24 protein-coding genes and 1 pseudogene are annotated in these 26,203 nt (G+C 50.8%); 18 read left to right on the top strand and 7 right to left on the bottom strand.

The annotated features are described in order from the left end of the window. The 6 genes from O71_RS11375 to O71_RS11400 form a co-directional block, all read left to right on the top strand. A partial coding sequence (locus O71_RS11375) for a TonB-dependent receptor domain-containing protein (RefSeq protein WP_237717820.1) occupies positions 1-1,143 on the top strand: 1,143 nt, incomplete at its 5' end. A gap of 20 nt (positions 1,144-1,163) precedes the next feature. Continuing rightward, entirely contained in the window at positions 1,164-2,531 is a 1,368-nt protein-coding gene (locus O71_RS11380; RefSeq protein WP_007656736.1) for a RagB/SusD family nutrient uptake outer membrane protein, read from the top strand. Positions 2,532-2,673: 142 nt separating this feature from the next. Then, positions 2,674-3,066 (top strand): BlaI/MecI/CopY family transcriptional regulator, encoded by a 393-nt coding sequence (locus tag O71_RS11385; protein ID WP_007656743.1) that lies wholly within the window; start codon positions 2,674-2,676, stop codon positions 3,064-3,066. Further along, positions 3,050-4,489, top strand: a complete 1,440-nt coding sequence (locus O71_RS11390; RefSeq protein ID WP_007656745.1) for a M56 family metallopeptidase — start codon at positions 3,050-3,052, stop codon at positions 4,487-4,489. Before O71_RS11385 ends, O71_RS11390 begins: the two co-directional genes overlap by 17 nt. A 101-nt stretch (positions 4,490-4,590) precedes the next feature. Continuing rightward, positions 4,591-5,223: an energy transducer TonB gene (locus O71_RS21725; RefSeq protein WP_007656746.1), complete on the top strand. Its 633-nt coding sequence runs from the start codon at positions 4,591-4,593 to the stop codon at positions 5,221-5,223. Further along, positions 5,199-5,852: a hypothetical protein gene (locus O71_RS11400; RefSeq protein ID WP_007656748.1), complete on the top strand. Its 654-nt coding sequence runs from the start codon at positions 5,199-5,201 to the stop codon at positions 5,850-5,852. Before O71_RS21725 ends, O71_RS11400 begins: the two co-directional genes overlap by 25 nt. 68 nt (positions 5,853-5,920) lie before the next feature. Here the strand turns inward: O71_RS11400 and surE are convergent, their stop codons facing one another. Next, positions 5,921-6,694 carry a 5'/3'-nucleotidase SurE gene (gene surE / locus O71_RS11405; protein WP_007656749.1) on the bottom strand — a complete coding sequence of 258 codons (774 nt, stop codon included), beginning with the start codon at positions 6,692-6,694 and terminating at the stop codon, positions 5,921-5,923. A gap of 120 nt (positions 6,695-6,814) precedes the next feature. On the opposite strand from surE, the gene O71_RS11410 reads away from it, so the two are divergent. From O71_RS11410 to O71_RS11425, 5 genes are all read left to right on the top strand, one after another. Further along, on the top strand, positions 6,815-7,447 hold the full coding sequence (locus O71_RS11410; protein ID WP_007656752.1) for a hypothetical protein: 633 nt from the start codon (positions 6,815-6,817) through the stop codon (positions 7,445-7,447). Between the two features lie 40 nt (positions 7,448-7,487). Further along, positions 7,488-7,934, top strand: a complete 447-nt coding sequence (locus O71_RS11415; RefSeq protein ID WP_007656753.1) for a DoxX family protein — start codon at positions 7,488-7,490, stop codon at positions 7,932-7,934. A gap of 384 nt (positions 7,935-8,318) precedes the next feature. Continuing rightward, a complete protein-coding gene (locus tag O71_RS11420; protein WP_007656757.1) occupies positions 8,319-9,746 on the top strand; it encodes a hypothetical protein in 1,428 nt (475 codons plus the stop codon). Positions 9,747-9,868: 122 nt separating this feature from the next. Then, a complete protein-coding gene (locus O71_RS25635) occupies positions 9,869-10,255 on the top strand; it encodes a cytochrome c (protein WP_007656759.1) in 387 nt (128 codons plus the stop codon). After that, complete coding sequence (locus O71_RS11425; protein WP_237717821.1) at positions 10,174-11,349, top strand: PQQ-dependent sugar dehydrogenase; 1,176 nt, start codon at positions 10,174-10,176, stop codon at positions 11,347-11,349. The genes O71_RS25635 and O71_RS11425 overlap by 82 nt, the downstream gene beginning before the upstream one ends. Positions 11,350-11,601: 252 nt before the next feature. On the opposite strand, the gene O71_RS11430 is transcribed toward O71_RS11425, so the two are convergent. Next, the gene (locus O71_RS11430) at positions 11,602-12,801 is read right to left on the bottom strand and encodes a dipeptidase (protein WP_007656763.1); all 1,200 of its coding nucleotides are present in this window, start codon (positions 12,799-12,801) and stop codon (positions 11,602-11,604) included. Between the two features lie 74 nt (positions 12,802-12,875). Next, positions 12,876-13,457, bottom strand: coding sequence for a DUF3267 domain-containing protein (locus tag O71_RS11435; RefSeq protein ID WP_007656764.1), 582 nt, complete (start codon positions 13,455-13,457; stop codon positions 12,876-12,878). A 63-nt stretch (positions 13,458-13,520) separates the two neighbouring features. On the opposite strand from O71_RS11435, the gene O71_RS11440 reads away from it, so the two are divergent. From O71_RS11440 to O71_RS11450, 3 genes are all read left to right on the top strand, one after another. Next, the gene (locus tag O71_RS11440) at positions 13,521-14,297 is read left to right on the top strand and encodes a DUF2490 domain-containing protein (RefSeq protein WP_155800832.1); all 777 of its coding nucleotides are present in this window, start codon (positions 13,521-13,523) and stop codon (positions 14,295-14,297) included. Between the two features lie 208 nt (positions 14,298-14,505). Beyond that, complete coding sequence (locus tag O71_RS11445; RefSeq protein WP_007656767.1) at positions 14,506-15,396, top strand: ABC transporter ATP-binding protein; 891 nt, start codon at positions 14,506-14,508, stop codon at positions 15,394-15,396. Between the two features lie 7 nt (positions 15,397-15,403). Next, positions 15,404-16,174 carry an ABC transporter permease gene (locus tag O71_RS11450; protein WP_007656768.1) on the top strand — a complete coding sequence of 257 codons (771 nt, stop codon included), beginning with the start codon at positions 15,404-15,406 and terminating at the stop codon, positions 16,172-16,174. Positions 16,175-16,183: 9 nt separating this feature from the next. Here O71_RS11450 and O71_RS11455 read toward each other — a convergent pair whose 3' ends face one another. From O71_RS11455 to dnaG, 3 genes are all read right to left on the bottom strand, one after another. Further along, positions 16,184-16,780 carry a hypothetical protein gene (locus O71_RS11455; RefSeq protein WP_007656770.1) on the bottom strand — a complete coding sequence of 199 codons (597 nt, stop codon included), beginning with the start codon at positions 16,778-16,780 and terminating at the stop codon, positions 16,184-16,186. A gap of 290 nt (positions 16,781-17,070) precedes the next feature. Further along, entirely contained in the window at positions 17,071-18,312 is a 1,242-nt protein-coding gene (locus tag O71_RS11460) for a bifunctional 3,4-dihydroxy-2-butanone-4-phosphate synthase/GTP cyclohydrolase II (RefSeq protein WP_007656772.1), read from the bottom strand. 140 nt (positions 18,313-18,452) lie between these two features. Next, positions 18,453-20,381, bottom strand: a complete 1,929-nt coding sequence (dnaG, locus tag O71_RS11465) for a DNA primase (protein ID WP_007656774.1) — start codon at positions 20,379-20,381, stop codon at positions 18,453-18,455. Positions 20,382-20,634: 253 nt separating this feature from the next. Between dnaG and O71_RS11470 the strand changes: the two genes are divergently transcribed. The 4 genes and pseudogenes from O71_RS11470 to O71_RS11485 all read left to right on the top strand — a co-directional run bounded on the left by O71_RS11470 (position 20,635) and on the right by O71_RS11485 (position 24,129). Further along, positions 20,635-21,738 carry an Mrp/NBP35 family ATP-binding protein gene (locus tag O71_RS11470; RefSeq protein ID WP_007656776.1) on the top strand — a complete coding sequence of 368 codons (1,104 nt, stop codon included), beginning with the start codon at positions 20,635-20,637 and terminating at the stop codon, positions 21,736-21,738. Positions 21,739-21,743: 5 nt separating this feature from the next. Next, positions 21,744-22,010, top strand: a complete 267-nt coding sequence (locus O71_RS11475; RefSeq protein WP_007656779.1) for a NifU family protein — start codon at positions 21,744-21,746, stop codon at positions 22,008-22,010. A gap of 363 nt (positions 22,011-22,373) precedes the next feature. Continuing rightward, positions 22,374-23,645, top strand: a complete 1,272-nt coding sequence (gene fahA, locus O71_RS11480; protein WP_007656782.1) for a fumarylacetoacetase — start codon at positions 22,374-22,376, stop codon at positions 23,643-23,645. A 98-nt stretch (positions 23,646-23,743) separates the two neighbouring features. Then, positions 23,744-24,129: pseudogene (locus tag O71_RS11485) on the top strand (endonuclease domain-containing protein). A gap of 141 nt (positions 24,130-24,270) precedes the next feature. On the opposite strand, the gene O71_RS11490 reads toward O71_RS11485, so the two are convergent. Next, positions 24,271-26,203, bottom strand: a 1,933-nt coding sequence (locus O71_RS11490; RefSeq protein WP_007656784.1) for a nucleoside-diphosphate sugar epimerase/dehydratase, incomplete at its 5' end; no start/stop codon positions are given.

Genomic DNA, 26,203 nt, shown 5'->3' on the forward strand with positions numbered 1-26,203 from the left:
ACCAGGAGATCGGCGACTTCAGATACCTGCTCTTACGACAGGCGTAGCACCCTTAACTTGACCCCCTTTCGTGTGGCCYTTGGCCAGTCTCAGCTGGCCAACCCGGACCTGAAGTGGGAAACAACCAGACAGTTTAACGTAGGTACTGACATTGGCTTCCTGAATGGTCGTGTTAACCTTGCGTTTGACTATTATGTGAAGAAGACAGAGGACCTGCTTTTTGCCCGTCCTATTCCAACGCAGAGTGGTTTCTCTAGTGTGCAATTCAACGTAGGTTCTACTGAAAACAAAGGTTTTGAAATTGCCCTGAACACAGTAAACATCTCTAACCCAGGCAATGGCTTTAACTGGACAACAGACTTTAACATTGCCCGTAACCGCAACAAGGTAACGTCGCTTTATGAAGGACAGGACATCTTCTACGGCTTCGGCGGCAACTCACTTGTATTGCGCGAAGGTCAGCCAATAGGTACTTTCTACGGTTTGATCTCTGACGGCATTTACAGCAGAACAGAGGATGTCCCAGAATCTAAGGCTGAGTTCAATGGAACAATGGCTGGTGACGTGAACTTCCGTGATATCAACGGAGACGGCATTATCACAGACGATGACTTCACTGTGATCGGCAATGCACAGCCAGACTTTATCGGTGGTCTGACAAATACCTTCCGCTACAGAGGCTTCGACCTGAATGTGTTCTTCCAGTTCTCTTACGGCAACGAAATCGCGATGCCATCGCGTCAGTACCAGATGCACCTTGGTGTATATGACGACAACATGGTGGAAGATGTACTGGGCAGATGGCGCCAGGAAGGTGACGTAACAGACGTACCGCGTGCTACTTACCTGGATGAGAACTACAATGGCAGAAGCAACACATCACGCTTTATATATGATGGTTCTTACATGCGCCTCAAGAACATGGTATTGGGCTACACACTGCCTACTTCTGTTAGCGAGCGCCTGAGAATGAGATCACTGCGTGTGTATGCTCAGGCTCAAAACCTGCTTACTTTCACAGATTACCCAGGTTTCGACCCGGAAGTGAACTTTGCAGGTACCAGCAATACAACATTGGGTGTAGACTTCTACACAGTGCCTCAGAGCCGCACCATCACATTTGGTGTTAATGTTGGATTTTAATCATTAAACCGATTATCAAGATGAAAAAATATTCATACATATTGGCCGCAGCACTTGGTTTGAGTGTGATGACCGGCTGTGAGGAAAGACTGGAAGTAGCCCCGACCACACAGGTAGAGGCTGGTGTTGCCGTAACTGATTTCAATTCATTGGACAAGGCTGCCCTTGGTGCTTACAGCGCTATGCAGTCTGCAGACTACTACGGATACCGTTATGCCTTCTACAATGAGGTATACTCCGACAACATGGAGTTCATCGGTACATTTACCACTGACCTCGAGGCAACCAGACGGAACTTTACGGCTTCCAACTTACAGATTGACAACACATGGAGTACCATCTATGCAGTTATCAACCGTGCTAACACAGTTATCTCTCAGGCTAATGATTTGTTTTCAGCTGGTACTATCACAGCTGAGCAGCGTGATGCCGTTCAGGGTGAGATGTACTTTGTAAGAGCGCTTGCTTACTTTGATCTGGTGAAGGTGTTTGGTGGAGTACCACTTGAGCTGAATGCGACCACTGGTTTGCCAGACATTCAGTTCCTTCCGCGCGCATCTGAGCAGGAGGTGTACAACTCCATCATCAGTGACCTGACCAATGCAGAGAACATGCTGGGCACTGAGGAAAGATCAGATCCTCGCCGTGCTTCAGGACTTGCGGCAACTGCCTTGCTAGCCCGTGTGCAATTGCAGGTTGGCAACTATGGTGAGGCACAGGCCAAAGCCAACCAGGTTATCACAAGCAATGCATTTGAAATGATGCCTACCTTTGCCAGCGTCTTCACCACAGAAGGCAGCGGCAACAGAGAGTCCATCTTTGAGATTGACTTCACGGCAAACGACCAAAACAACCTGGGCTCATCTACTAACCCGAACACACCTGGTCAGAAATTCTACGTGCGTCAGGGTACTTATGAGGCTTTGCAAGCATCAGCTGCTAACGGTGACACCCGCTTTGAGTCAACTGTTCGCATTGAAGGCTCCGCCAACCGCCGCAGACTCCTAAAGTACGAAGATGCCGTGAATAACGCCGACAACGTAATTGTGATCCGCCTGGCAGAGATGTACCTGATCAGAGCAGAAGCTGCCATAAGACAGTCCAATACTGTATCAGAGCAATCTCGTGAGGACATCAATACTATCAGAAACAGAGCCGGTCTACCTGATGTGGGTGCACTTTCTGTAACGGCAGCACTTGATGAGATTCTGCGTCAGCGCCGTCTGGAGTTCGTAGGCGAAGGCCTCCGCTACATTGATCTGCGTCGTTACAACCTGACATGCGAGGTGCTTGGCTTCTGTGAAGGACAAGCTTTCCGTAACCTATGGCCAATTCCGCTTCAGCAGATTGAGCGTAACCCGAACCTGGTAAGAAACGAGGGCTACTAATCCCTGATTTTTATACCTTCTAAAAATGGCTCCCCTTACAGGGAGCCATTTTTTATTTAAAATATTCTCAAATAACTAAACATTTAGTTTGTAAACTAAGTAATTAGTTATATATTTATCTTATTCAACAGCCACAAGCCCCATGAAAGAACTCACCAAAGCCGAAGAAGAGATCATGCAGATCCTTTGGAAGATGAAAAAAGGATTCGTGAAAGATATTCTGGAAGAGATGCCGGAACCTAAGCCAGCCTATAACACGGTATCGACCGTTGTTCGCATTTTGGAGAAGAAGGGATTCGTCGGTTACAATGCCTTTGGTAAGTCTCACGAGTACTATCCGCTGGTGGCTGAAGACAAGTATAAGAGCTTTTTTCTGAAGAACTTCATGAGCGGTTACTTCGGAGGCTCTTTCGAAAAGCTTGTTTCGTTCTTTGCCAAAGACAATAACCTGGACGTAAAAGAGCTTGACCAGCTGATGCGCCATGTAAAAGACGACCTTAAAGAAGAGGACCAACAAGATGGAAACAATGCTTAATTACCTGCTGCAGTCTGCTATAGCATTGCTGGTGCTATACCTGTTTTACAGACTGGTGCTGCATAACCAGCCTGGCCTGCTTTTTAATAGGCTATATTTGCTACTGACTCCTGTACTGGCGCTAACTATTCCTCTGCTGGAATTACCACTGCCATTCCAGGCCGTGCTTCCCTCCACGGATGTCATACCTGCCATCCAACTGCAGGAAATACAGGTAACGGGCTATAATTCGACTGCACCAGCTACAGCACCACTCTTTACAACCGGCCAATGGCTCCTTATACTGTACGGTGTAATTGGCCTTGTACTACTCTTTAGGCTGGGCATGCAGGTGATCCGCATCCGGACGCTGGCGTCTGCCGCCAAACCGCTCCAATCATCAGGGACTGAGGCAACCGTGCTCCAAACTGAAGGACAGTTTCCCTCGTTCGCTTTCCTGCACTATGTGTTCCTGGGAGATATGAAGCATTTGTCCGCACAGGAGCAGCAGCAGATCCTCTCGCACGAGATGGCCCACGTACGTCTGCGCCATACCTACGATGTACTTTACTATGAAATCCTGACCGCTTTGCTGTGGTTCAATCCGCTGGTCTGGCTTATGAAAGAAGAGCTGCGCAATGTGCACGAGTTTCAGGCGGATGCGGAGGTACTCGCTAACTGCCAGCCACAGGAATACAGCTCGTTATTGGCTAAGGAGGCCCTTTACATGGCGGGCATACCGGTTGGAAGTTACTTCCAGAAGCCGCAAGTGTTCCGCCGCCTGCGCATGCTGCAGTTGCATGGAAAACCTGTAAGCAAGGCGCGCCTGCTGCTTTCCCTGCCCGTAATACTCATACTGCTGGTAGCATTCTCCAGTAGCAAAGTAAGCGCTGATGTGACAACTCTCGTGGAAGAACCCGCTTCGCTGACGGAGCTGCTCGTAATGGCTCCAGCACGAAAAGCCTCAACTCCAATAGGCGAGCAGAAGCGCGAAGGTATAGAACCTGCAGCTGCGACGGCCAACGCAGCAACCACCGAACCAGCCAAAACAGTGAAGAATGAGGTCAAGCTGGCAGAACCAACTGCTACACCTAACATTGCGACTGAAAATGCCAGTTCTACTGAAAAGCCCTATACTTATGTTGAGCAGATGCCTGAGTTTAAGGGTGGTGAATCTGAGATGATGAAGTTTATGGCACGACAAGTTCGCTACCCAAAGAGCGCACAGGATGCAGGCGTAGAGGGACTGGTAGTGTTGAGCTTTGTGGTAGATAAGACAGGCGGCTTAAACGAAATAACGCTACTAAAGTCGTTGCACGAGGACCTGGACAAAGAGGCCATACGCGTAGTAGAAGCCATGCAAGGTCAGTGGGATCCTGGCAAACAGAACGGTAAAGCTGTACCTGTCCGTTATACCTTACCCGTGCGCTTCGCCATAAAATAATAGTTTCACCCTATTTTATACCTGCTAAACCCAGTTAAAAGCCGGGGCAGGGTCACTATTGCCTTTTCTTTCCTAAAACAGAACTATAAAACTTAGATCTCATGAAAAACAAAAACTCAATCAAGATCTTACTGGCAGCTCCCATGTTGGCCCTCTCACTCAGCATCGGGTTGCAAACAGACGCACTAGCACAGCAAAAGAAGCCTGCAGGCGAACCCTACAGCTACGTCCAGCACATGCCGCAGTTTAAGGGTGGTGAAGCTGAAATGATGAAATTCCTGGGCACCAACATCCAGTACCCTGCTATTGCCAAAAGCAATGGAGTGGAAGGCTTGACCGTGGTAACCTTTGTAGTAGAAACCGATGGTAAGATCAGTGAAGTAAAAACTGTAAAACCACTCAGCAAAGAAACTGACGAGGAAGCGATACGGGTGGTGAAGCTGATGAGTGGTCACTGGTCCCCAGGCCGGCAAAATGAAGAGGTCGTGCGAGTACGCTATACCTTGCCCATCAGGTTTGCCCTGAGCGAAGCTGACCGTACCGCCGCAGCCAGTGTGGCCAATCGAATGCCTGCCTTTAAGGGCGGCACAGAGGCCATGCAACAGGCGATGCAGGCGCACCTGGCACTACCCGCCGAAGCTAAAAAGGAAAATCTGAACGCCCGTGTAGTGGTGAAGTTCTATGTTGACAAGGAAGGCAGGTATCGAACGTGCGACTGGAAGGCACCAAACTGAAGAAAATGGTCGGCCCTGGCTCTGAGCTCGACTACATGGATGCATCCACTTTCCAGCTCCAGAACAAAACTATGCTGGCTAAGCTGTCAGAGTCAGCCATGGCAGCCGTGAAGGCTACTTCCGGCCAGTGGGAACCAGCCCTCAAAAACGGACAGCCCATTGGTTCTGAACTCGTGCTCCCTGTGCAGTTCCTGAGTTCGGAATCGGGCCGCGGCAGCGAAAAGATGGGCGTACCGACTATGACCAAGTATACCAAGCATTCTTATAAGATAGAGGAAGTAGATGTGAAGCCAACTTTTAAAGAGGGATCCTTTGAAAGATACTTGGCCAAAAACCTGCGCTACCCTGCCAACACTGACTTTGAAGGAGCCGTTGAGGTGCACCTAGTCATAAAGGAAGACGGCAAAGTAATCAGCATGTTCTCGGTAGGTATGGGAAAAGAAATGCATGATGCTATCTCTGGCACAATTCAGAAAACACAAGGTATGTGGAATCCCGGTAAAGTAGACGGCCAACCTGTAGCGGTTAGTCAAAAGCTTACCATCCTCTTTGTGACAAATGACGGCTCAAGCAAGCCTGCAGACTCTAATGCAAAGAATGCCGATGTAGTAATCACCAGATTAAAATAAGCTATAAAAACAAAAATGTTAGGTTGCCCCTGGTGCTGATCTTCACAGCCCAGGGGTTTTTCTATACCTTAAATATCCCACTCATTGAGCGTGGCCATGGCATGATAGGCCGTCATATCGAACTGGCATGGCACTACGGATACGTAGTTGTTTACCAGCGCCCACTCGTCGGTGTCCTCTCCTTTGTCGTGATTCACGAAGCTGCCCGTCATCCAGAAGTAGCGGCGGTTGCGCGGGTCAAGGCGCTCGTCAAACTCTTCCTGCCACCTGGCATGGGCCTGCCGGCATACTTTCACACCTTTGATCGGCTCACTGCTCTTCTTTGGCAGGTTTACGTTCAGGGCCGTATTCTCAGGTATACCATGCTCCAGCGCCTGCCGGATAATCAGCTCCACAAACTCTTCGGTATGCGAAAAGTCAGCCTCGTGCCCGTAATCGCAAAGCGAGAACCCGATAGCCGGAAGGCCCTCGATAGCCGCCTCAATAGCCGCTGACATGGTACCCGAGTACAACACGCTGATGCTGGAGTTGGAACCGTGGTTGATGCCGCTCACCACCAGATCAGGTCGACGGTCTTTCAACACATGGTGCTTGGCCAGCTTCACGCAGTCGGCCGGGGTACCGGAGCACTCGTAGGCCTCTATACCTAGGTCTTCAAAAGCAATGGAGCGATCGAGGCGCAGCGTATTGCCGATCGTGATCGCGTGCCCCATACCTGATTGCGGTCCGTCAGGTGCCACAACCACTACCTCTCCTATTTTCTTGGCCACTTTCACCAGCGTCCGTATACCTGGCGCTGTAATGCCGTCGTCGTTCGAAACCAGTATTAATGGTAAAGCCATTTTATTATTTTTAGTTGATGTATGACAAAATAAACGAATTACGTTTTCGTGCTAATATACGACAACCCCGGCAGTCACAACAGGGTTAAGATGAATATAATGATTTCCTAATCTCACCTCATGCTTAAGAATATACTTTACGCCATCCTGTTGGGGGTGGGCATGGCAGCTTGCCTGGCCGACCGTGACAACACCGATGAAGCGGCCAGCACTACCGATACGGCAATCGAAGGCGGGCCGATGACACAAACCGTTGAATCAGGCACCCCCTCCCCCGCAACCCAGCCTGCCGACTTTGTCATTCGTAAGGGACAGGTGGGCAACATCCGGATAGGTATGCCCATCGAGGAAATGCGCAACCAGGTGCCGGCAGGTCTGCAGATACGGGATACCACCCTGCAGAACGAGGGCCAGCAGTCTACAGCTTATGTCTTCAGCGGTCCAGATAGTCCACGCGGGCTGCTGGTAGAGCAAACCTGTGACCCCGATTGCCAGGTATGGCGCATCCAGGTACAGGGCGAAGAGTACAAAACGGCTCAGGGTTTGGGAATTGGATCAAAATACAGCGAAGTAACACAGCACCATCCGATTGCCTACACCAGTTTGGGTGAGGCGGGCTTTGTGGCAGTGAGTGAATCCGCAGGCATGTCTTTTTTATTGGATACCAGCCAGTTAGACCAAAACAACCTGCATAACCTGAAACCTGATCAGGTACCTGCCAATACCCTTGTTCGCGGCATTTTAATATATTAGATTTTTGTAATACTTCAGCGGATTATGTATTATTGCTCTCATGTCATTACTCCGCACCCGCTATAGCTATAAAAACACCGGCCTGCTGCTGCTCCGCATCGGCATCGGCATTATGTTCATCCTGCACGGCTGGCCTAAAATGGTCGGCGGGCCCGAGCGCTGGGCCAAAATAGGAGCGAACATGCAGTTGCTGGGTATAGACTTCATGCCTGAATTCTGGGGTTTTATGGCTGCGTTTGCTGAAACAGTGGGCGGTGCGCTGCTGGTGCTGGGCCTTTTCTTTCGCCCGACAACCATCCTGCTGGTTATCACCATGCTGGTGGCCACGCTACGCCACATGAGCGCCGGCGACGGATTTGGCGGTTACTCACACGCACTGGAGGCGGCTATCCTTTTCTTTGCCCTCTACTTCATCGGCCCAGGCAAGTATAGCCTGGACAAACAGCTCTTCCCGACAAACAAACACCGGAAGACTTTTCAGGTATAAGCAGGATTTTTGCCCTGAATTGGTTAACATTGCTTTGCAAGACCAATTGTAAACACCACACATGCTAACCACCCTACTCTTAGCCGCGCTGCTGGCTACCGGAACACCTGACAAAACCGACCTGAAAACGCCTTACGAGAAAGGCAACAAGAACCAGACCGCCACTTACGACGAGGCCATTGACTGGTACCGCAAGCTCGACACCGCCTACGACGAAGTAAAAATGGTGCCCTACGGCTATACCGACTCGGGCCGTCTGCTGCACCTGGTCATCATCTCCACCGACAAAGACTTCGACCCGCGTTCCATTAAACAGAAAGACAAGCGGGTACTGCTGATCCAGAACGGCATACACCGGGTGAGCCGGAAGGCATTGACGCCACCATGCTGCTGGCCCGCGACTACCTGCAGGATAAGAACAAGCGCAAGCAGCTTGATAATGTGGTACTGGCCATTATACCTGTGTATAACATCGGTGGAGCGCTCAACCGCAACAGTCATACCCGCACCAACCAGAACGGACCGGAGAGCTACGGTTTCAGGGGCAATGCCCGCAACCTGGACCTGAACCGCGACTACCTCAAGACGGATTCTAAAAACGCGCAGGCCTTTCACCTCATCTACCGCGACTGGGACCCGGATGTGTTCATGGACAACCATACCTCCAACGGCGCCGATTACCAGCATGTGATGACCCTGATCGCGACGCAGCATAACAAACTGAACCCGACACTAGCCGGTTACCTGCAAGGTAAGATGCTGCCTACGCTGTATGAAGGCATGAAGAAAGACAAGTTCCCGATGGTACCTTACATGAATACCATTGGTGAAACACCGGAGAAAGGCATCATAGGCTTCATGGAGTCGCCGCGCTATGCAACCGGTTATACCGCTCTATACAACACCATCGGTTTTGTGCCCGAAACACACATGCTCAAGCCATTTGACCAGCGGGTGCAGTCTACTTACAAACTGATGGAGCACATGATCAGCACTGTGAGCCGAGATGCGAAAGAAATAGGCGAATTGAGAGCCAAAGCCAAGCAGGAGACGCTGACACAGAAGACCTTTGCGCTGGACTGGAAACTGGACACTACCAAGGTGGAGCAGATTCCTTTCCTGGGCTATGCCGCCAGGTATAAGCCAAGCGAAGTAAGCGGACTCGAGCGCCTTTACTACGACCGCAAGGCCCCCTACTCTACCAACATCAACTATTACAATACCTTCACCCCTTCTGTGACCGTGGAGAAACCAGTGGCATACATTATTCCGCAGGCCTGGCGTGAAGTAATCGAGCGTTTGAAGTTGAACAAAGTGGAAATGCGCCAGCTCAAGCGGGATACCACCCTCACGCTCGACACCTACTACATCACCGATTATAAAACATCGCCCCGTCCGTACGAAGGTCACTACCTGCACACAGGTACGCAAGTGGAGACCCGCACCATGCCTCGCCAGTTCCTGAAAGGCGACTACGTGGTATACCTGAACCAGGAGGCCAACCGCTTCCTGGTGGAGGCACTGGAGCCACAGGCTGTTGACTCTTACTTCAACTGGAACTTCTTCGACAGTATCCTGATGCAGAAAGAATACTTCTCGAGCTATGTGTTTGAGGATCTGGCCGCTGATATCCTGAAGCAAAACCCAGACCTGCGCAAGCAACTGGAAGCCCGTAAAAAGCAGGATCCGGAGTTTGCCAAAAACGCCCGCGCCCAGCTGGATTTTGTGTACAGAAATTCTCCGCACTATGAGCCAACACATAACATGTACCCGGTGGGCAGGTTGATGAAAGATGTGAAACTGCCGCTGTAAAGCAGAATCAGCATAAAACGTGAAAGCCACCCGATGAAGGTGGCTTTTGCTTTTACACCCACTATATTTGTATACACAAGGTTGCGAACCCCGCGCCACCCGAAGATTGAAACACAACTACTATGTTAAAGACAAATCACCTGCTCCCACTCCTGGGACTAACCCTTATCACACTGGATAGCTGCACCAGCTCGGGCAGCAGCGCCAGCACAAGCAATCCGGATACACAGACTGTCGCCCAAAATTCCGTTCAGGAAGTAGCATTGTCCGAGGCTCAGCTGGAGAAAGCCCGCACCAATTACGCCAACTACTGCTCCGGCTGTCACGGTGAACAGATGGAGGCCTTTACTGACCGTAAATGGAAGCATGGCAGTTCTGCTGAAAATCTTTTTGCCGCCATCAAGCACGGCTACCCCGAGGAGGCAGCATGCCCGCCTTTGAGCAGACTTTCTCTGATCAGGAAGTCACCGCGCTGGTCGCTTACATTCAGGAAGGTATACAGAACGTGAAGCAGTACGATTTCAGCGAAGAAGCCACCGCCAGTACTGTCTATACCTCCGAGGACCTCCGCTACCGCGTCGACACCGTGACTACAGGTATGGAGATTCCGTGGGGGATGGCCTTTTTGCCAAACAGCGACATGCTGATCACAGACCGCAACGGCGCCTTCTACCGTTTGCCAAAGGGAAGTCGAGAGCTGCAGCAAATTTCCGGCGCACCTGAGGTGCTGGCACAGGGACAAGGTGGTTTGCTGGATGTAGAGCTGCATCCTGACTTTGCCAATAACAACCTAATCTATCTCTCCTACTCTGCCTTCAAGAAAGAAGGAGAGCAAACGCTCTCGACTACTGCCGTGATGCGTGCTAAACTGGAGGGCGATAAAATCACTGATCAGAAAGTGATCTTTGAAGCGCAGCCCTGGGCCCGTACCCGCCACCACTACGGCTCCCGTCTGGAGTTTGGTCGTGATGGTATGCTGTATGTGTCGATAGGCGACCGTGGCCAGCACCACGAGAATGCGCAGACCATTGAGCGTTCCCCAGGCAAGGTGCACCGCATCAAAGACGATGGCGCTATACCTGCCGACAACCCTTTCGCAAACGAAAAAGGAGCCATCGCCTCTATCTGGACCATCGGCAACCGCAACATACAGGGCATGACAATACACCCACGTACCGGCGCCATCTGGACCAACGAGCACGGCCCAAGAGGTGGCGACGAAGTGAACATTGCTGAACGAGGCAAGAACTATGGCTGGCCTGTGATTTCCTACGGCATCAACTACAACGGCACCGTGCTGACTGAACTGACCAAAAAAGAAGGAATGGAACAGCCACTCTGGTACTGGGTGCCATCAATCGCCCCATCCGGCATGGCTTTCGTGACGGGCAACCGCTACAAAGGCTGGGAGGGCGACCTGCTGACAGGGTCACTGCGTTTCCAGTTCCTGAGCAAGCTCAAAATGGATGGGGACAAGATAATAAGTGAAGAGAAGCTCCTCAAAAACATCGGCCGCGTGCGTGATGTGAAGATGGGACTGGATGGGTATATCTATGTCGCAGTGGAGAGCCCGGGCACGATTTACAGGGTTGTGCCTGAGTAATAGGATTTAGTAGTATGACGCCGTGTCTACTATGGTGGGGCCTCTGGCCCAGGTACAGGTAAAGGCACTACCCTCGCTCGCGTCCCGCGAGTGTGAGCTATCGGGCGGTCTCTGGCCGCTTTGATCTGTGGCCCTGCCACAAGTGGCGGGACGCCACAGGATAACTCACACTCGCGGGACGCGAGCGAGGGTATAAATGTAAAGGTCAGGCTCTGTGATTGGGCCTGACCTTTACATTTTACCTATACCTGCTTATGAATTCACATTTGCACGCAGCACGCGCAGGAAGTTTTCGCCTAGTATCTTTTTAATATCCTCTTCGCTATATCCTCTGGCAAGCAGCTCACGGGTAATCACCGGCATATCGGCTACACTGTCGAGCTGCTTGGGTGTAGAAGTGACACCATCAAAGTCAGAGCCGAGGCCTACGTAGTCTACGCCAACCAGCTTCACGATGTGATCAAGGTGGTCGAGCAGGATAGACAGGGGTGGACGCAGTTCTGAGGCTTCTTCCGGATAGTTTTCCATCGCCCAGTCAAATACCTCAATAGAGTTCTTCCCTTCCTTGCGCAGCGAGTCTACTTCGGCCTTGTGTCTGGCCCGGAAAGCACTCATGCGCTTGTCATACTCCGGATCCAGGAAGCCGGAGAAGAAATTAAGATGGATCACGCCGCCGTTTTTGGCGATTGCTTTTATCTGATCGTCCTTGAGATTGCGGAAATGCGGGTTGAAGTGATGTACGCAGCTGTGTGAGATCAGTACTGGCTTAGTGGTTGTGGCCATGGCATCCCAGAATGTACGCTCACCTACGTGGCTCAGGTCAACCAGCATCCCCAGCTCGTTCATTTTGCGCACCACCTGCTTGCCAAATTTGGTAAGTCCGGGTTTGCGGTTCTTAGGCAGCTCACCACCTTCCTCGTCCATGGCAGAAGTAGCCCAGGGAGTGGAGTTGTTCCAGGTCAGGGTCATGTAGATGGTACCGCGCTTGTGCAGTGCCTCCAGGTACTTCAGATTGCTCTCCATCATGTGTCCGCCCTCCACCCCGATCATGGTAGCCATTTTGTTTTGCGCAACGGCCTGCTCTATATCGGCAGGTGTGCGGGCAATCATCATCTTGTCAGGGTTTCGGTTTACGATGGCATAGAGAGAATCGATCTGGAGGTTAGCGAACTTAAAGCCTTTGCCTTTTCCATAGGTACCATCACTCCAGACTGAAAACACCTGTACATCGACCCCACCCTCCTTGAAGCGTGCCAGGTCAGAGTGTGTTTTGCCACGGAGGTCATCCTCCAGCCGCAGCCCTTCGAGTACCGAGATCAACACGTCGTTATGCGTGTCTACCACAATAGCCTGCTCGTGCAGTTGCTTGTAATCCTGAGCTGATACCTGCAGATTGCCGCCGAGCAGGGTTGCCAGGGTGAGGCCTCCGCCTAATAGTTTTTTATAATTCATAGTCTGGTGCTTAAAGTCTCAAAGAGCCATACCTTAAATATAGCCAAAAGGCGCGACTTTCCTATACCTTCGAGCTAAGCACAAAAACAGCCGATCTTATCCGGATGGTCCTGCACGAGGTCGGAGCCATGCTGATGACGCAGCATCCAAAGAATGAGCAAGTCACCGGCAGCGGCCATGCTGAAGAACAAACCAAACAGGAAAAGCAGGAAATGCCCCATGGCTATACCTGCCAAAGCGGGCAACAGCCCCATCACCAGTCCCGGCATCATTCCGCCTATGGCGTACTGCCTCAGCGGCAGTACTTCTTTGCAATGGCAGTAGGGTGTCAGCATTTTCCAGTACACGCCGTATTTGATTGACTTTAAACCGTTTTTGCAGAACACAGCCCAGGTGAGCCCATGCAGCAACTCGTGCACTACTGCTCCAACTATGAAAACCAGCAGCATAAGCATCGGGGAGATCATCAGCAGGTCCCGGTTCGTTTGCACAAGCTGTCGCAGGTTTTGGGTAGAGAACTGCTCGGGCCAGTTGAGCAGATAAGCTCCCACGTAGATTACCAGAATTGGCACAATGAAAACCAGTGCCCGCACATTGGCTTCGGCAGCGGTCATGCTCAGCTCGGTGGTCTTGTAATTTTCTTTATCTACTTGCATAAGCTAATAATCACTTATAAGTAAGTGAAAAATAGGCGAATATTCAAGTTGAATTTCAGCCTTTTGGGATCGAACTTTGTCAGCATGGATATCAAAGGTATACTTTTCAGAATTTTACCGGCCCTGAGCCTGCTCCTATGGTTGAGCGCTCCGGCACAGGCGCAAAGTGAGCGTGTGAAAGATTTCAATAGCAACGGCTGGTACATGTACTTCGGCGACCACAAACTCAACGACAAGTGGGGACTGCATACCGAAGTGCAATGGCGTCGCCACAATATACTCAAAGACCCGCAGCAACTGCTTATTCGCACAGGTATAAACTACGATCTGACGCCATCGGCCATGTTTACGCTGGGCTACGCCTATATCGAAACACACCCTTACGGCGACTTCCCAGCAGCGGGTACCTTTCCGGAGCACCGCATTTACCAGCAGTTGCAGCTCAAAAACAGCGTGTCGCGTGTAGGTCTGATGCATCGCTACCGTTTGGAGCAACGCTGGATCAAACCAGCCGGAGCCGAAACCACCACCTACCTCAACCGGGCACGCTACATGCTCAAGGCCACACTGCCGCTCATCGGCACCAGCATCGAAGCGGGTGAGCCGTTTTTGGCAGCCTATGACGAAATCTTTGTAGGCTTCGGCAACAACATCCAGCGAAACATTTTCGACCAGAACCGGGCCTATGCTGCCCTGGGGTATAAGTTCAGCAATGCTGCGACGCTTGAGCTGGGCTACCTCAACCAGATCGTGCAGAAGGCCAATGGCACTGTGTTTGAACATAACCATACCTTACAGGTAAGCCTGTTTTACAACCTCGACTTCAGCAAGAATAATTAGCCCTCCTCTTTTGTCATCCTGTAAGGATCCTGGTAGTAGAAAGCAGAGGCCTGTCATCTCTTAAATTAAGGTACTGAATAGCAAGGCAGGAGGTATTAAGTCTATTTTCCCAGCATGAAAAGCGCTCCTGCTCAGGTATAGCAGGAGCGCTTTTCTTTTCTCAGCCGATATCAGAAAAACGCTATATTTGTCTAAACGACTCACCGCTATGGCAACAGTCCTATACCTGAACGAACTCTCAAAGAAATACGGAAGCCTGCAGGCAGTGGACCGGCTGACCCTGCAGGTGGAGACAGGCAGCATCTACGGCTTGCTTGGCCCGAACGGAAGCGGCAAAACCACTACGCTTGGTATGGTGCTGGACGTGATCCGGCCAAGCGGAGGCAGTTTTCAGTGGTTTGGGGATTCTATAAGCAGCGAAACGAAGCGTAGGGTCGGTGCTCTGCTCGAAACGCCCAATTTCTACCCCTACCTCACAGCACGCGCCAACCTGGAAGTAGCGGCCGACACCAAGCAGGCAGACCACCGGCATATCAACAAGATGCTCGATATGGTAGGTCTTGGCACCCGCAGCCACACTACCTTCAAAGGCTTCTCGCTGGGTATGAAACAGCGTCTGGCACTGGCCGCCGCCATGCTCAACGATCCGGAGGTGCTGGTGCTCGATGAGCCGACTAATGGCCTTGATCCACAGGGTATAGCCGAGGTGCGTGACCTGATCACCCGGATTGCTGCACAAGGCAAAACCATCCTGCTGGCCAGTCATTTGCTTGATGAAGTAGAGAAGGTATGCACACACGTAGCCGTGCTCCAGGCAGGCAAGCTCAAGGCCAATGGTCCGGTGGGGGACATCCTCTCTACGCAGGATCAGCTGCTGATCAGCGCCGATGAGTTGGCCCCGGTACTGCAGCTATTGGAGCGCCTGCCCTACATTGTGAAATTTGCGCAGGAAAAGAATTATGTCAGCCTCACACTCTCTGAAGGCTATACTAGCACCGACCTCAACCGCGATATGTTTGCACAGGGCATCGTGCTATCCCAGCTCCTGGTGCGCCGCAAAAGCCTGGAGGCGCAGTTTCTTGAAATCACCCAAAAATAAGCCCCGCATGAATCTGATCAGAACTGAGCTCAGGAAGATACTCCAATACCCTACTTTCTGGGTAATTATGGCCATCTATGTGCTACTGCAGGTACTGCTGATTTACTTCAGCAGCAACATGATGGTAGGCGGGCAGTCGCTGGGCAAATCGCTGTATGATTTCCCTAACCTTTGGATGCGCTTCACTTATGTCGCCTACTTTTTCAATTTGCTCCTGGGTATATTGGTGATCGTGCTGATCACGGATGAGTACAGCTATCGTACGCTCAGGCAACAGGTCATAGACGGGCGATCACGCACAGAGGCCGTTCTGGCTAAATTTTACGTCTCGCTGGGTCTGGCAGCATTGGCCACTGTGTTTCTCCTGGTGATGGGCCTGTTTTTCGGATTAATTTACAGCTCCGACACCAGTATGGGAGCCATACTTGGTAAGATCGATCATCTCTCCTACTTCTTTGTGCAGGCTGTGGGATATATGTGTCTGGCCATGTTCTTTGCCTTTCTGATCCGTAAGAGCGGGCTGGCCATCATCGCCTTTCTGGCCTGGTCTAAAATAGTGGAGCCCATCATACATTACCAGATCGATGACCATATCGATCGTTTTATGCCTATGAAGGTGTTTGGAAGCCTTACTCCTACGCCGGGGCAGGAGATTATAGATGGCCTCACCAGCCCCATGATGGCACTTAGTCCGGCCTGGGCTGTGCTGCCTGCACTATTTTATATCGCAGTGCTTGTATTCGCATCCATTCTGCTGGTGCGGCTACGTGACCTCTAAGCCTTTGCTTTAGAGGGAATTATAATAGTCTACGATACTGAGTAAGTCTTTGGAATTATTGTAGTCAAGCTTATTAGCTTTTACATACTGCTTCACTTTTCCTGCTTGCGTACCGCAAAGCTTAAGCAGGTCTTTTTTGTGCTTACGCAGTTGTACTATTTCCCCGTCCGGCAGCATCACATACAGAATTTCCTGTAGTTCGTCTCCGGCTGTGGCAAAGTGCGGGAAATAATGTGTTTGCAGCGATGCTGTTGCCTGTTGCTGATGCTGTTCACCTTTCGCAGCTGTCACGCCCACGTATCTTTTCATGAGCATGAGTTCCCCCTGATTTATCTGCTCGAAGAATACCGGTACCCTGAAATCACTCTGAAAGCTCCCTCTGTTCCAGGGCAGTGAGCGAAAGATCTGTGGCTTGCCATCATAAACACCGCTGATCATAAAATGGCTGACATTGACAGCTGAAAGAGAATTGATAGTGCCGTCTTCTGATGCTATTTGCACAACATCTTTTGCCGGATGATAAATCACTGCCCCCTGCAAACTATCTCCGCTGGTCAGTACAACTTTTCCATACAGCCATCGCTCTGTGTCAAATCCTTCCCGCATTTGTGCCCAACCCCATCTACTTTCGCAGGCAAATGCCACTAATAATGCAAAAAACAAATATTTGGTACTCAGTCTTTTCATTAGCAAAACGTTAAAATTGTGAACAACCTATTATAAAACCACCTACCTAACCTATTGTTTCACAAAAGATTACATACAATTCATAACGTAAGAAAACAGAAGCGGGATAGACCTTTCACGAAATAATTATTAACCTACGCTCCTGCGGCTTGTACAAAAAAAGCCCGTACCTGGCGGTACGGGCTCTCTGTTCAGTTATTCAAGGCTGCTTAGCGCACAACCGTATTTTTCAGGATCTCGTGCCCCAATTTGTCGCGCTTGGTGGTCAGGTAGCTCTGGTTATGCGGATTCGGCGCGATTTCTATCGGCACATTTTCCACTACCTCCAGTCCATAACCGATCAGGCCAACGCGCTTCTTCGGGTTGTTGGTGATCAGGCGCATCTTCGTTACACCAAGGTCACGCAGAATCTGCGCTCCTACGCCATAGTCACGGTCGTCCATACCGAAACCAAGCTCCAGGTTAGCCTCTACCGTATCACGGCCTTGTTCCTGCAGTTTATAGGCCTTCAGTTTATTGATCAGACCGATGCCTCGTCCTTCCTGGTTCATGTATACGATCACGCCTTTGCCCTCACGCTCTACCATGCGCATGGCTTCGTGCAGCTGCGGACCGCAGTCGCAACGGCATGACCCAAAGATGTCACCTGTCACGCAGGAAGAGTGTACGCGCACCAGTACAGGCTCGTCATCTTTCCAGTCTCCTTTCACCAGGGCCAGGTGCTTGGCACCGTTGCTACGCTGCGTAAAGGCGTACAGGTCAAAATTTCCGAAGTCAGTTGGCAGTTCCACCGCAATCTCACGGTCGATCAGGCTTTCCTTCTTCAGACGATACTCTACCAGGTCTTTGATTGAGATAAGCTTCAGGTTGAAACGCTCCGCTACTTTCACCAGATCCGGCAGGCGGGCCATGGTGCCGTCTTCGTTCATGATCTCGATCAGCACGCCAGCCGGTGCAAGTCCAGCCAGGCGGGCCAGGTCAACAGCAGCCTCTGTGTGGCCTGGACGACGCAGTACACCTTCTTTCTTAGCCTTCAGCGGGAATATGTGCCCCGGTTTGCCAAGTGAGTTCGGATCTGTGTTAGGATCAACCAGCGCCTGAATGGTCTTGGCACGGTCAGAGGCGGATATACCTGTGGTGCAGCCATGTCCGATCAGGTCAACGGATACTGTGAACGGTGTAGCGTGCAGGGCCGTGTTGCGGCCGACCATTAGCTCGAGGCCCAGTTCGTCGCAACGCTCTTCTGTAAGAGGCGCACAGATCAGGCCGCGACCGTGCGTCGCCATGAAGTTGATGATCTCCGGTGTAACCATTTCTGCGGCGCAGATAAAGTCACCTTCGTTTTCGCGGTCATCGTCATCCACCACAATGATAATCTTACCCTGGCGGATGTCTTCGATCGCTTCTTCTATTGAATCGAGCTTGATTGGCTCTAATGAATTAGTTTCCATGTGTTACTCCATATACCTGCTATACCTATGGTTATCAGCAAGGTGATTGTCTATACTATGAAATGCGCTGCAAAGGTAAAAAGTTTATACCGCATTGCCTTCTTATTTCATAACACAATATGACGGCTAAGTATTCCTTCCTACTTATTCACTACAATCCCCAGCAGATCTCCGATTTGCTTCTCGAAGGATTTGAGCTGGAAGATGACCTGGAGTACGCGGTCCTGCTCGGTTGGGTCGGTAACGAGGCGGAGCTTTTCCATTTCAGTTTTCATAAGCAGTTGCACATTGCGCCACTTCAGGCGTAGCACGGCCCGCTCGGCACCATAGGGTAGCAGGTCCGACTCATGGGGAACGTAAATCTGGTGTGTTTCCCAGTTGTGGGAAAGCTCGTAGGGGTCCGACAGCAGGTTGGTTGCTTCGGTCCGTATTTCCTGGTCCGGGTAGTTGATGAAGTCCTCTGCCGAAGGTATAACACTTTGTTGCAACTTCTCTTTTACCACCTCGATCAGGCGGGCATAGAGCGGCGTGCGAAATTCCACATCCTCCAGCTGCTCCAGCATGTACTGGCATGTATTCTGCCCATCCACCAGCACCTTATCCGGGTAATTCAGCAGCATCCGCACAATCTCCCGTTCGTAGCGTTTCAGACTATCAGCTTCCGTGGCTGGCTTTTCAGCCTCCATCTGCTCTGCCTCATAGGCCTCCGCCTCTGCCAGATCCTCCGGACTACCTGTGCGCTGCTGCTTTTGCTGGCGCTCCTGCAGGTGCATCTTGTTGTACTCCGAGATCAGCAGCTGCTCATCAATGTCAAAGATCAGGCTGCAGCTCTGGAAGAAAACAGTCCGTTTGATCGGGTCCGGAATTTTGGAGATTGAGGTCACAATCTCCCGTATGGCCTCCGCCTTCTTTACCGGGTTGCCCTTCGACTCCTCAGCGTACAGGCTAGTTTTGAACGAGATAAAGTCCTGCGAATGCTCTGCCACATAGGCTTTGAACTTCTCGTCGCCAACTTTGTGGATGTAAGAATCAGGGTCCTCCCCTGCCGGGAAAGTGACCACATTCACGTTCAGGCCATTCTCCAGGATCAGGTCTATCCCCCTTAGCGAAGCTTTTATACCTGCCGCATCACCGTCGTAGAGTACTGTGATGTTCTGGGTATAGCGGGCGATGAGTTTGATCTGTCCTTCGGTAAGGGAAGTGCCCGAAGAGGCTACTACGTTCTCAATCCCGCCCTGGTGCAATGAGAGCACGTCGAGGTAGCCTTCCACCATGTAACACATATCCTGCATACGGATCGCCTGCCGGGCCTGGTACATGCCGTAGAGCACATTGCTCTTGTGGTAGATCTCTGACTCGGGGGAGTTGAGGTATTTGGGGCTCTTCTTATCGTTGCTTTTAAGCGTACGGGCACCAAATCCGATGACACGTCCTGATATATTATGGATCGGGAACATGACACGTCCCCGGAATCGGTCATATTTTTTGCCGTCTTCCTTCGCAATGGTCAGTCCTGTCGCCTCCAGGTACTTTTGCTTATACCCTGCCTTTAGGGCAGCGTCGGTCAGGTCAGACCAGGCATCAAGGCTATACCCCAGCTCGAACTTTCGAATAGTGTTACCGCTCAACCCCCGCTCTTTCAGGTAGGACTGCCCAATGGAGCCTTCGTCGTGGCTATGCAACAGCTGCTGGTAATGTTTGCTGGCAAAATCAGAGACGATGTACAGGCTGTCCCGCTCACTCTGTTCTTTGGCATACTCGGGGTTCGGCTGGTCTTCCGGCACTTCAATGCCATACTTTTTGGCCAGGTACTTGAGCGCCTCCGGAAAGCTGGTCCCCTCCACATCCATGATAAACTGCACCGAGTTACCCGCCTTTCCGCAGCCAAAGCACTTGTAAATGCCTTTAGCAGGTGAAACTGAGAAAGACGGTGACTTCTCGTGGTGGAAAGGACAGCAGGCCCACAGGTTCTGTCCTTTCTTCTTGAGCGAGACAAAATCCCCCACCACTTCCGCTATATCAGCCTGAGCAAGGATCTGGTCAACTACTTCTTTTGGGATCAGGGACATGGGGTAAAGGAATATGGGATGACAAAGATAAAGTTTATTGTCAGAATCAGGATTTTCAGGATTAAAAGATTTTCAGGATTAAGCAGGAGATAGAGCGTTCTACCTCTCCGCCCCTTTATTACCCGCAAGTTGCACTGACGCTAAACTTGCGGCATAAGCAGTGCTGTGAGTGAACGCAATAAGCATCCGCTAAATCATGTTTAAAGTTTTTTTGTTTGTATCTTTGTAAGGCTTTACAAAAGCGATTAATACTATGGCAATTACAAAAGAAGATATACTAAAAGCCCTCAGCTATGTCGAGGAACCGGACCTGGGCAAGGATCTAGTGACACTCAACATGATCGAGGACGTGCAGGTGGATGGAAAGAACGTGAGCTTCACTGTGATCCTGACTACTCCAGCCTGCCCACTTAAAGATCTAATTCGCAATGCCTGCATCCGCGCTATCCATACGATGGTAGACAAGGAGGCAGAAGTAACCGTGAACATGACTTCCCGTGTTACTTCCGGCCGTGCGGGCAGCAGTGAGGTACTTACCGGCGTAAAAAACATCATCGCCATTGCCTCCGGTAAAGGCGGCGTAGGTAAGTCTACCGTCACGAGCAACCTGGCCATTGCCCTGGCACAGTCAGGTGCTAAGGTTGGCCTGATCGATGCCGATATTTTCGGACCTTCTATACCTACTATGTTTGGTGTGGAAGACCAGCGCCCAAGCATGGTACAGGGCGATCATGGCAAAAACTACATCATTCCGGTGGAGAAGTATGGCGTAAAGCTGATGTCGATCGGTTTCCTGACGCCACCTGATCATGCGGTGATCTGGAGAGGCCCTATGGCAAGCTCTGCTTTGAAGCAATTTATCAGCGATGTGGAGTGGGGCGAACTGGACTACCTCCTGCTCGACCTTCCTCCGGGAACCTCTGACATCCACCTCACTATGGTGCAGGTGCTACCGGTAACAGGCGCTGTGATCGTGACGACGCCTCAGAAAGTAGCGATTGCCGATGCCCAGAAAGGTCTGCAAATGTTCCGTCAGCCGCAGATCAACGTGCCGGTACTGGGTGTAGTCGAAAACATGGCTTACTTTACCCCTGCCGAGCTTCCTGAGAATAAGTATTACATCTTCGGACAAGAGGGCGGACAGAACCTGGCGAAGAAGTTTGATGTGCCGGTATTGGGCCAGGTACCGCTGGTGCAAGGTATACGCGAGTGCGGCGATGAAGGAACTCCGGTGGCCTTGCAGAACGATTCTCCTGCTTCCGGTGTTTTCAGAGAGTTGGCCCAGGCTGTAGCCCAGCAAGTGTCTGTTCGTAATGCGACTTTGGCCAAAACACAACCAGTAGAAATTAAAAGCTAAGACAGATGGCAACCATTAATGTTGACAACGATTTTTTACTTCGCATCGAGAGTGCCCTCGACCAGATCAGGCCCTACCTGGAAGCTGACGGCGGCAACGTAAAGGTGCTCGAAGTAACCGATGATATGACCCTAAAGCTGGAACTGCTGGGCGCCTGTGGTACCTGCCCGATGTCTACCATGACGCTTAAGGCCGGTGTGGAACAATCGGTGCTCAAAGCTATACCAGAAATTAAAGCCGTAGAGGCTGTCAATGTGACGCCGCTGCCTTAGGCTATGTAGATTTAAGACTTTTTTGACAAAAGACAATAAGCCTGAAGCAGGTGCTGAGAAATCAGTACCTGCTTTTTTTGTATGGTGCTGCGAAGTGGTACATTAAACTAAGAATCCTGTGCCCTCGCTCGCGTCCCGCGAGTGTGAATTATCTGGTGGCGTCCCGCCACATGTGTGAAAGTACATTGAAAAGCGGCCGGAGTCCGCAGCATAGCCCACACTCGCGGGACGCGAGAGAGGGTGTTCAAACAGGGTAGGTATAAATTACATTTTCTCTAAACCTACAGCATATACGCTTTTACAAACTTTCCCATCCCCCTCAAAATCCCTATATTTGTCTAACAACCCAGATTTTCTTGCACTATGCTAAAAGCGAACGACCCTGCACTGCATTCCTGGATCGAAATATCTCAGGAGAGCGACTTCCCGATACAGAACCTTCCATTCGGCATATTCGAGTCAGCCACCAAAGACCCGCGTGTAGGCGTAGCCATTGGCGATTATGTGCTCGACCTGTGTGCTGTCGCCCAGCATAACCTGTTCGAGCTCCTTGATGTTGACCCAACTGTTTTCCACCGTCCATACCTGAATGACTTTATCACGCTGGGAAAACCGATGTGGCGGGCTGTGCGCAACCGGGTGTCCGAACTGCTCCGCAATGACAACGACGAGATCAGTGGCAATAGCAGACTGATGCAGGAATGCCTGATTAAGCAAAGTGAGGTCCGAATGCTGATGCCCGTTAAAGTAGGTAACTACACCGACTTTTATTCCAGCATTGAGCACGCAACGAATGTGGGCACCATGTTCCGTGATCCTAAAAATGCCTTACTCCCAAACTGGAAGCACATACCAATTGGTTACCACGGCCGGGCCTCTTCCATTATTGTGTCTGGAGTGGACATCCGTCGCCCAAATGGACAAACCAAAGCCCCTGATGCCACTGCCCCGACCTTTGGCCCATCCCGCCTGCTCGATTTTGAGCTGGAGGTCGCTTTTATCACCGGCCGTGAGACTAAACTAGGTGACATGATCAGCCCGGATGAAGCGGATGACTACATCTTTGGCCTGGTGCTGTTTAATGACTGGTCCGCCCGCGACATGCAAACCTGGGAGTATGTTCCATTGGGTCCCTTCCTGGCCAAGAGCTTTGCTTCTTCTATCTCCCCCTGGGTAGTGACCTTAGATGCCCTCGAGCCCTTCCGTGTGAAAGGCCCTGTGCAGGACCCGAAGCCGCTGCCATACCTGGAGTTCCACGGCGATCACAACTACGACATTAACCTGGAGGTATTGCTGCAGCCAGAAGATGGACAGGAAAACAGCATCTGCCGCTCTAACTTCAAATACATGTACTGGAACATGAACCAGCAGCTGGCCCATCAGAGCAGCAACGGCTGCAACATCCAGGTAGGCGACATGTACGCCTCCGGCACCATCAGCGGCCCCGACAAAACCTCCTACGGCTCCATGCTCGAACTCACCTGGCGCGGCACCCAACCTATCCAGCTTTCTGACGGCACCGAGCGCAAGTTTATCAATGATTATGACACCGTGATCATGCGCGGCTTTGCGGAGCGGAATGGTATTAGAGTTGGATTTGGGGAAGTGAAGGCGAAGGTATTGCCGGCGTTGTAGGTTCCTTCTAAATCAGCTATGTTGTATTCTATTTTCATAATAAGTTAGGGAACAATTCCCCTCCTCGGAGGGGTTAGGGGTGGGTTAATCGTTCTTTAATGAAACGTGATATCATACCATATAAGCCTCATCTAAAAGAGCTAGCAAAAAAGCTTCGTCGAGAAAGCACGTTATCTGAAGTGCTGCTTTGGAACGAATTGAAAGCAAGGAAATTTTTGGGTTTAGACTTTGACCGTCAAAAGCCTCTTGATAACTTCATTGTAGATTTCTATTGCAAAGACCTCATGCTAGCAATAGAAATTGACGGAGACAGCATGATTATGCTTATGAAATTGATGTAGCAAGACAAAATACTCTTGAGAAGCTTGGGATTTCATTTTTGAGATTCGATGACCTAGAGATAAAGCGGAATATTTCCAATGTGTTAAGGGAGATTGAGACTTGGGTTTTGGAAAACAGACTAACAGGAGGAACCCACCCCTAACCCCTCCGAGGAGGGAATTTTTGCTTTGTCCGTGAAGCTAACCGCCTTGGACATGAAAGATTGGACCAGGTACACCATCAAACAGGAGAAGGCCCGGATTGTATCCGGGCCTTCTCCTGTTTGATACCATCTAAAGAGGTTTTACTGTACCATTGAGTCCAGCTCCTCGAACCTGGAGTTCTTACTTTTAAACTCAGGGACGATCTTTTTCATTTGCTTCACAGTGTCCAGCTCGTCGCCTTCCTTGTTGAGGTTGAGGAGTTCATTGATGCTGGCGAGGACCTTGTTATAGGTGTACTCGCGCACTTTCGATACTTTGATCTTTTCGTGGTGGGTCGGGATGGTAAGCTCTTCCTGGTTCAGGAGCTCTTCGTAGAGCTTCTCACCCGGACGAAGACCTGAGAACACAATCTCAATATCATTTGCTGTCAGACCGGCCAGCTTGATCATCTTGCGGGCCAAATCAACGATCTTCACGGGCTGCCCCATGTCGAAGATGAAGATCTCGCCGCCTCTACCCATCGTGCCGGCTTCAAGTACCAACTGCACCGCTTCCGGTATCGTCATGAAGTAGCGGGTGATATCCGGGTGTGTCACGGTGATCGGACCGCCTTTTTCGATCTGGGAGCGGAAACGCGGAATCACCGAACCATTCGAGCCCAGCACGTTGCCGAAGCGGGTTGTAATGAAGCGGGTCTGTTGCAGGGCTGTACCCTGCACATTATCCTGAAGCTTTGGCTGTGCGCTGATGTTGTTGAGCGACTGAATGTAGATCTCCGCGATGCGCTTCGAAGCCCCCATCACATTGGTTGGGTTTACGGCTTTGTCCGTCGAGATCATCACAAACTTCTCCACATCAAATGTCATCGAGAGGTCTGCAAGGTTTTTAGTACCCAGTACGTTTGTCAGGATGGCTTCTGATGGGTTGCTCTCCATCATCGGTACATGCTTATAGGCAGCGGCATGGTATACCATCTGCGGATTATACTCCTTGAAGAGGGCATACATGCGGTTGAAGTTCTGAATATCCGCAATGCAGATTTTCAGGTTTGCCTCCGGGTAGTGCTCTTCCATTTCCAGCTGCAGGTCATGCAGCGGCGACTCGGCCTGGTCGCAGATGATCACCATTTCCGGTTTATAAGACAGTACCTGGCGCACAATTTCTGAACCAATAGAACCGGCACCGCCTGTGATCAGGATACGCTTGCCGGCAAGGTCAGCTGATATTTTGTCATTCTCTATTACGATTGGCGGACGCTGCAGTAGGTCCTCGATGCGCAGATCTTGTATTTGGTTCATGCGCAACTGACCCGACATCCACTGCTCGGTTGGCGGCACAGTCACCACTTTTATACCTAGCTCCACACAGGTTTCGATGGCGTTCTTGCGGGCCTCTGATTTCAGGTCTTCGCTCAGAATCACCAGTTTATCAATGTGCAGTTTGCTCTGCAGTTTTTCGATATCGTTGATGTGGTATACCCGCTTCTGCTGGATATGCTTGTCGATCTTATTTGGGTTGTCATCCACAAAACCGGCAATAGTCAGGCGACCAGCATTACTCACCTCGAGCGCTTGTTTTACCAGGATGGCAAAACTATCAGCTCCGTAGATCAGCACTGTTTCCTTATTGCCGCTGTCACCACGCTTAATGTAGTAAAACAAGGCCTTGGCGCCCAGACGCATCATGATCAGCACCGAAGAACTGATAAAGAAGTTGACCAGGAGCACTACATAAATGTTCACAGAATCAATATGATAGGCAGGCACAACCCACAATCCTACGATGGCGCCATACACCAGACTGGCCATCAGCACAGCGGTAAAGATGCGGTAAATATCGTCAGTGCTGGAGTAGCGGATCAGGCCGGTATGGATGCGCATGGCGTAAAACACCATCACGGAGACCACCAGGTAGATACCACTGTACACAAAGAAGTGACCGCGCAGGATTGTTTCGAAATCAAACTGGCGGATGATAAAGAAGGACAAAGCGAAAGACCAGGTGGAGATGATTTGATCGATGATCAGAATGATCCATTTCGGTAAAGCCTTGTTCTGTAAAAATGTTTTCATA

This window comes from Pontibacter sp. BAB1700, assembly GCF_000277005.1.
GTDB classification, from domain to species: domain Bacteria; phylum Bacteroidota; class Bacteroidia; order Cytophagales; family Hymenobacteraceae; genus Pontibacter; species Pontibacter lucknowensis.

Bases quoted from the DNA above. Each gene is read 5' to 3' on its own strand.
- O71_RS11380 (WP_007656736.1), top strand. From the start codon at position 1,164: ATGAAAAAATATTCATACATATTGGCCGCAGCACTTGGTTTGAGTGTG.
- O71_RS11385 (WP_007656743.1), top strand. From the start codon at position 2,674: ATGAAAGAACTCACCAAAGCCGAAGAAGAGATCATGCAGATCCTTTGG.
- O71_RS11390 (WP_007656745.1), top strand. From the start codon at position 3,050: ATGGAAACAATGCTTAATTACCTGCTGCAGTCTGCTATAGCATTGCTG.
- O71_RS21725 (WP_007656746.1), top strand. From the start codon at position 4,591: ATGAAAAACAAAAACTCAATCAAGATCTTACTGGCAGCTCCCATGTTG.
- surE (WP_007656749.1), bottom strand. From the start codon at position 6,694: ATGGCTTTACCATTAATACTGGTTTCGAACGACGACGGCATTACAGCG.
- O71_RS11410 (WP_007656752.1), top strand. From the start codon at position 6,815: ATGCTTAAGAATATACTTTACGCCATCCTGTTGGGGGTGGGCATGGCA.
- O71_RS11415 (WP_007656753.1), top strand. From the start codon at position 7,488: ATGTCATTACTCCGCACCCGCTATAGCTATAAAAACACCGGCCTGCTG.
- O71_RS11420 (WP_007656757.1), top strand. From the start codon at position 8,319: ATGCTGCTGGCCCGCGACTACCTGCAGGATAAGAACAAGCGCAAGCAG.
- O71_RS25635 (WP_007656759.1), top strand. From the start codon at position 9,869: ATGTTAAAGACAAATCACCTGCTCCCACTCCTGGGACTAACCCTTATC.
- O71_RS11425 (WP_237717821.1), top strand. From the start codon at position 10,174: ATGCCCGCCTTTGAGCAGACTTTCTCTGATCAGGAAGTCACCGCGCTG.
- O71_RS11430 (WP_007656763.1), bottom strand. From the start codon at position 12,801: ATGAATTATAAAAAACTATTAGGCGGAGGCCTCACCCTGGCAACCCTG.
- O71_RS11435 (WP_007656764.1), bottom strand. From the start codon at position 13,457: ATGCAAGTAGATAAAGAAAATTACAAGACCACCGAGCTGAGCATGACC.
- O71_RS11445 (WP_007656767.1), top strand. From the start codon at position 14,506: ATGGCAACAGTCCTATACCTGAACGAACTCTCAAAGAAATACGGAAGC.
- O71_RS11450 (WP_007656768.1), top strand. From the start codon at position 15,404: ATGAATCTGATCAGAACTGAGCTCAGGAAGATACTCCAATACCCTACT.
- O71_RS11455 (WP_007656770.1), bottom strand. From the start codon at position 16,780: ATGCGGGAAGGATTTGACACAGAGCGATGGCTGTATGGAAAAGTTGTA.
- O71_RS11460 (WP_007656772.1), bottom strand. From the start codon at position 18,312: ATGGAAACTAATTCATTAGAGCCAATCAAGCTCGATTCAATAGAAGAA.
- dnaG (WP_007656774.1), bottom strand. From the start codon at position 20,381: ATGTCCCTGATCCCAAAAGAAGTAGTTGACCAGATCCTTGCTCAGGCT.
- O71_RS11470 (WP_007656776.1), top strand. From the start codon at position 20,635: ATGGCAATTACAAAAGAAGATATACTAAAAGCCCTCAGCTATGTCGAG.
- O71_RS11475 (WP_007656779.1), top strand. From the start codon at position 21,744: ATGGCAACCATTAATGTTGACAACGATTTTTTACTTCGCATCGAGAGT.
- fahA (WP_007656782.1), top strand. From the start codon at position 22,374: ATGCTAAAAGCGAACGACCCTGCACTGCATTCCTGGATCGAAATATCT.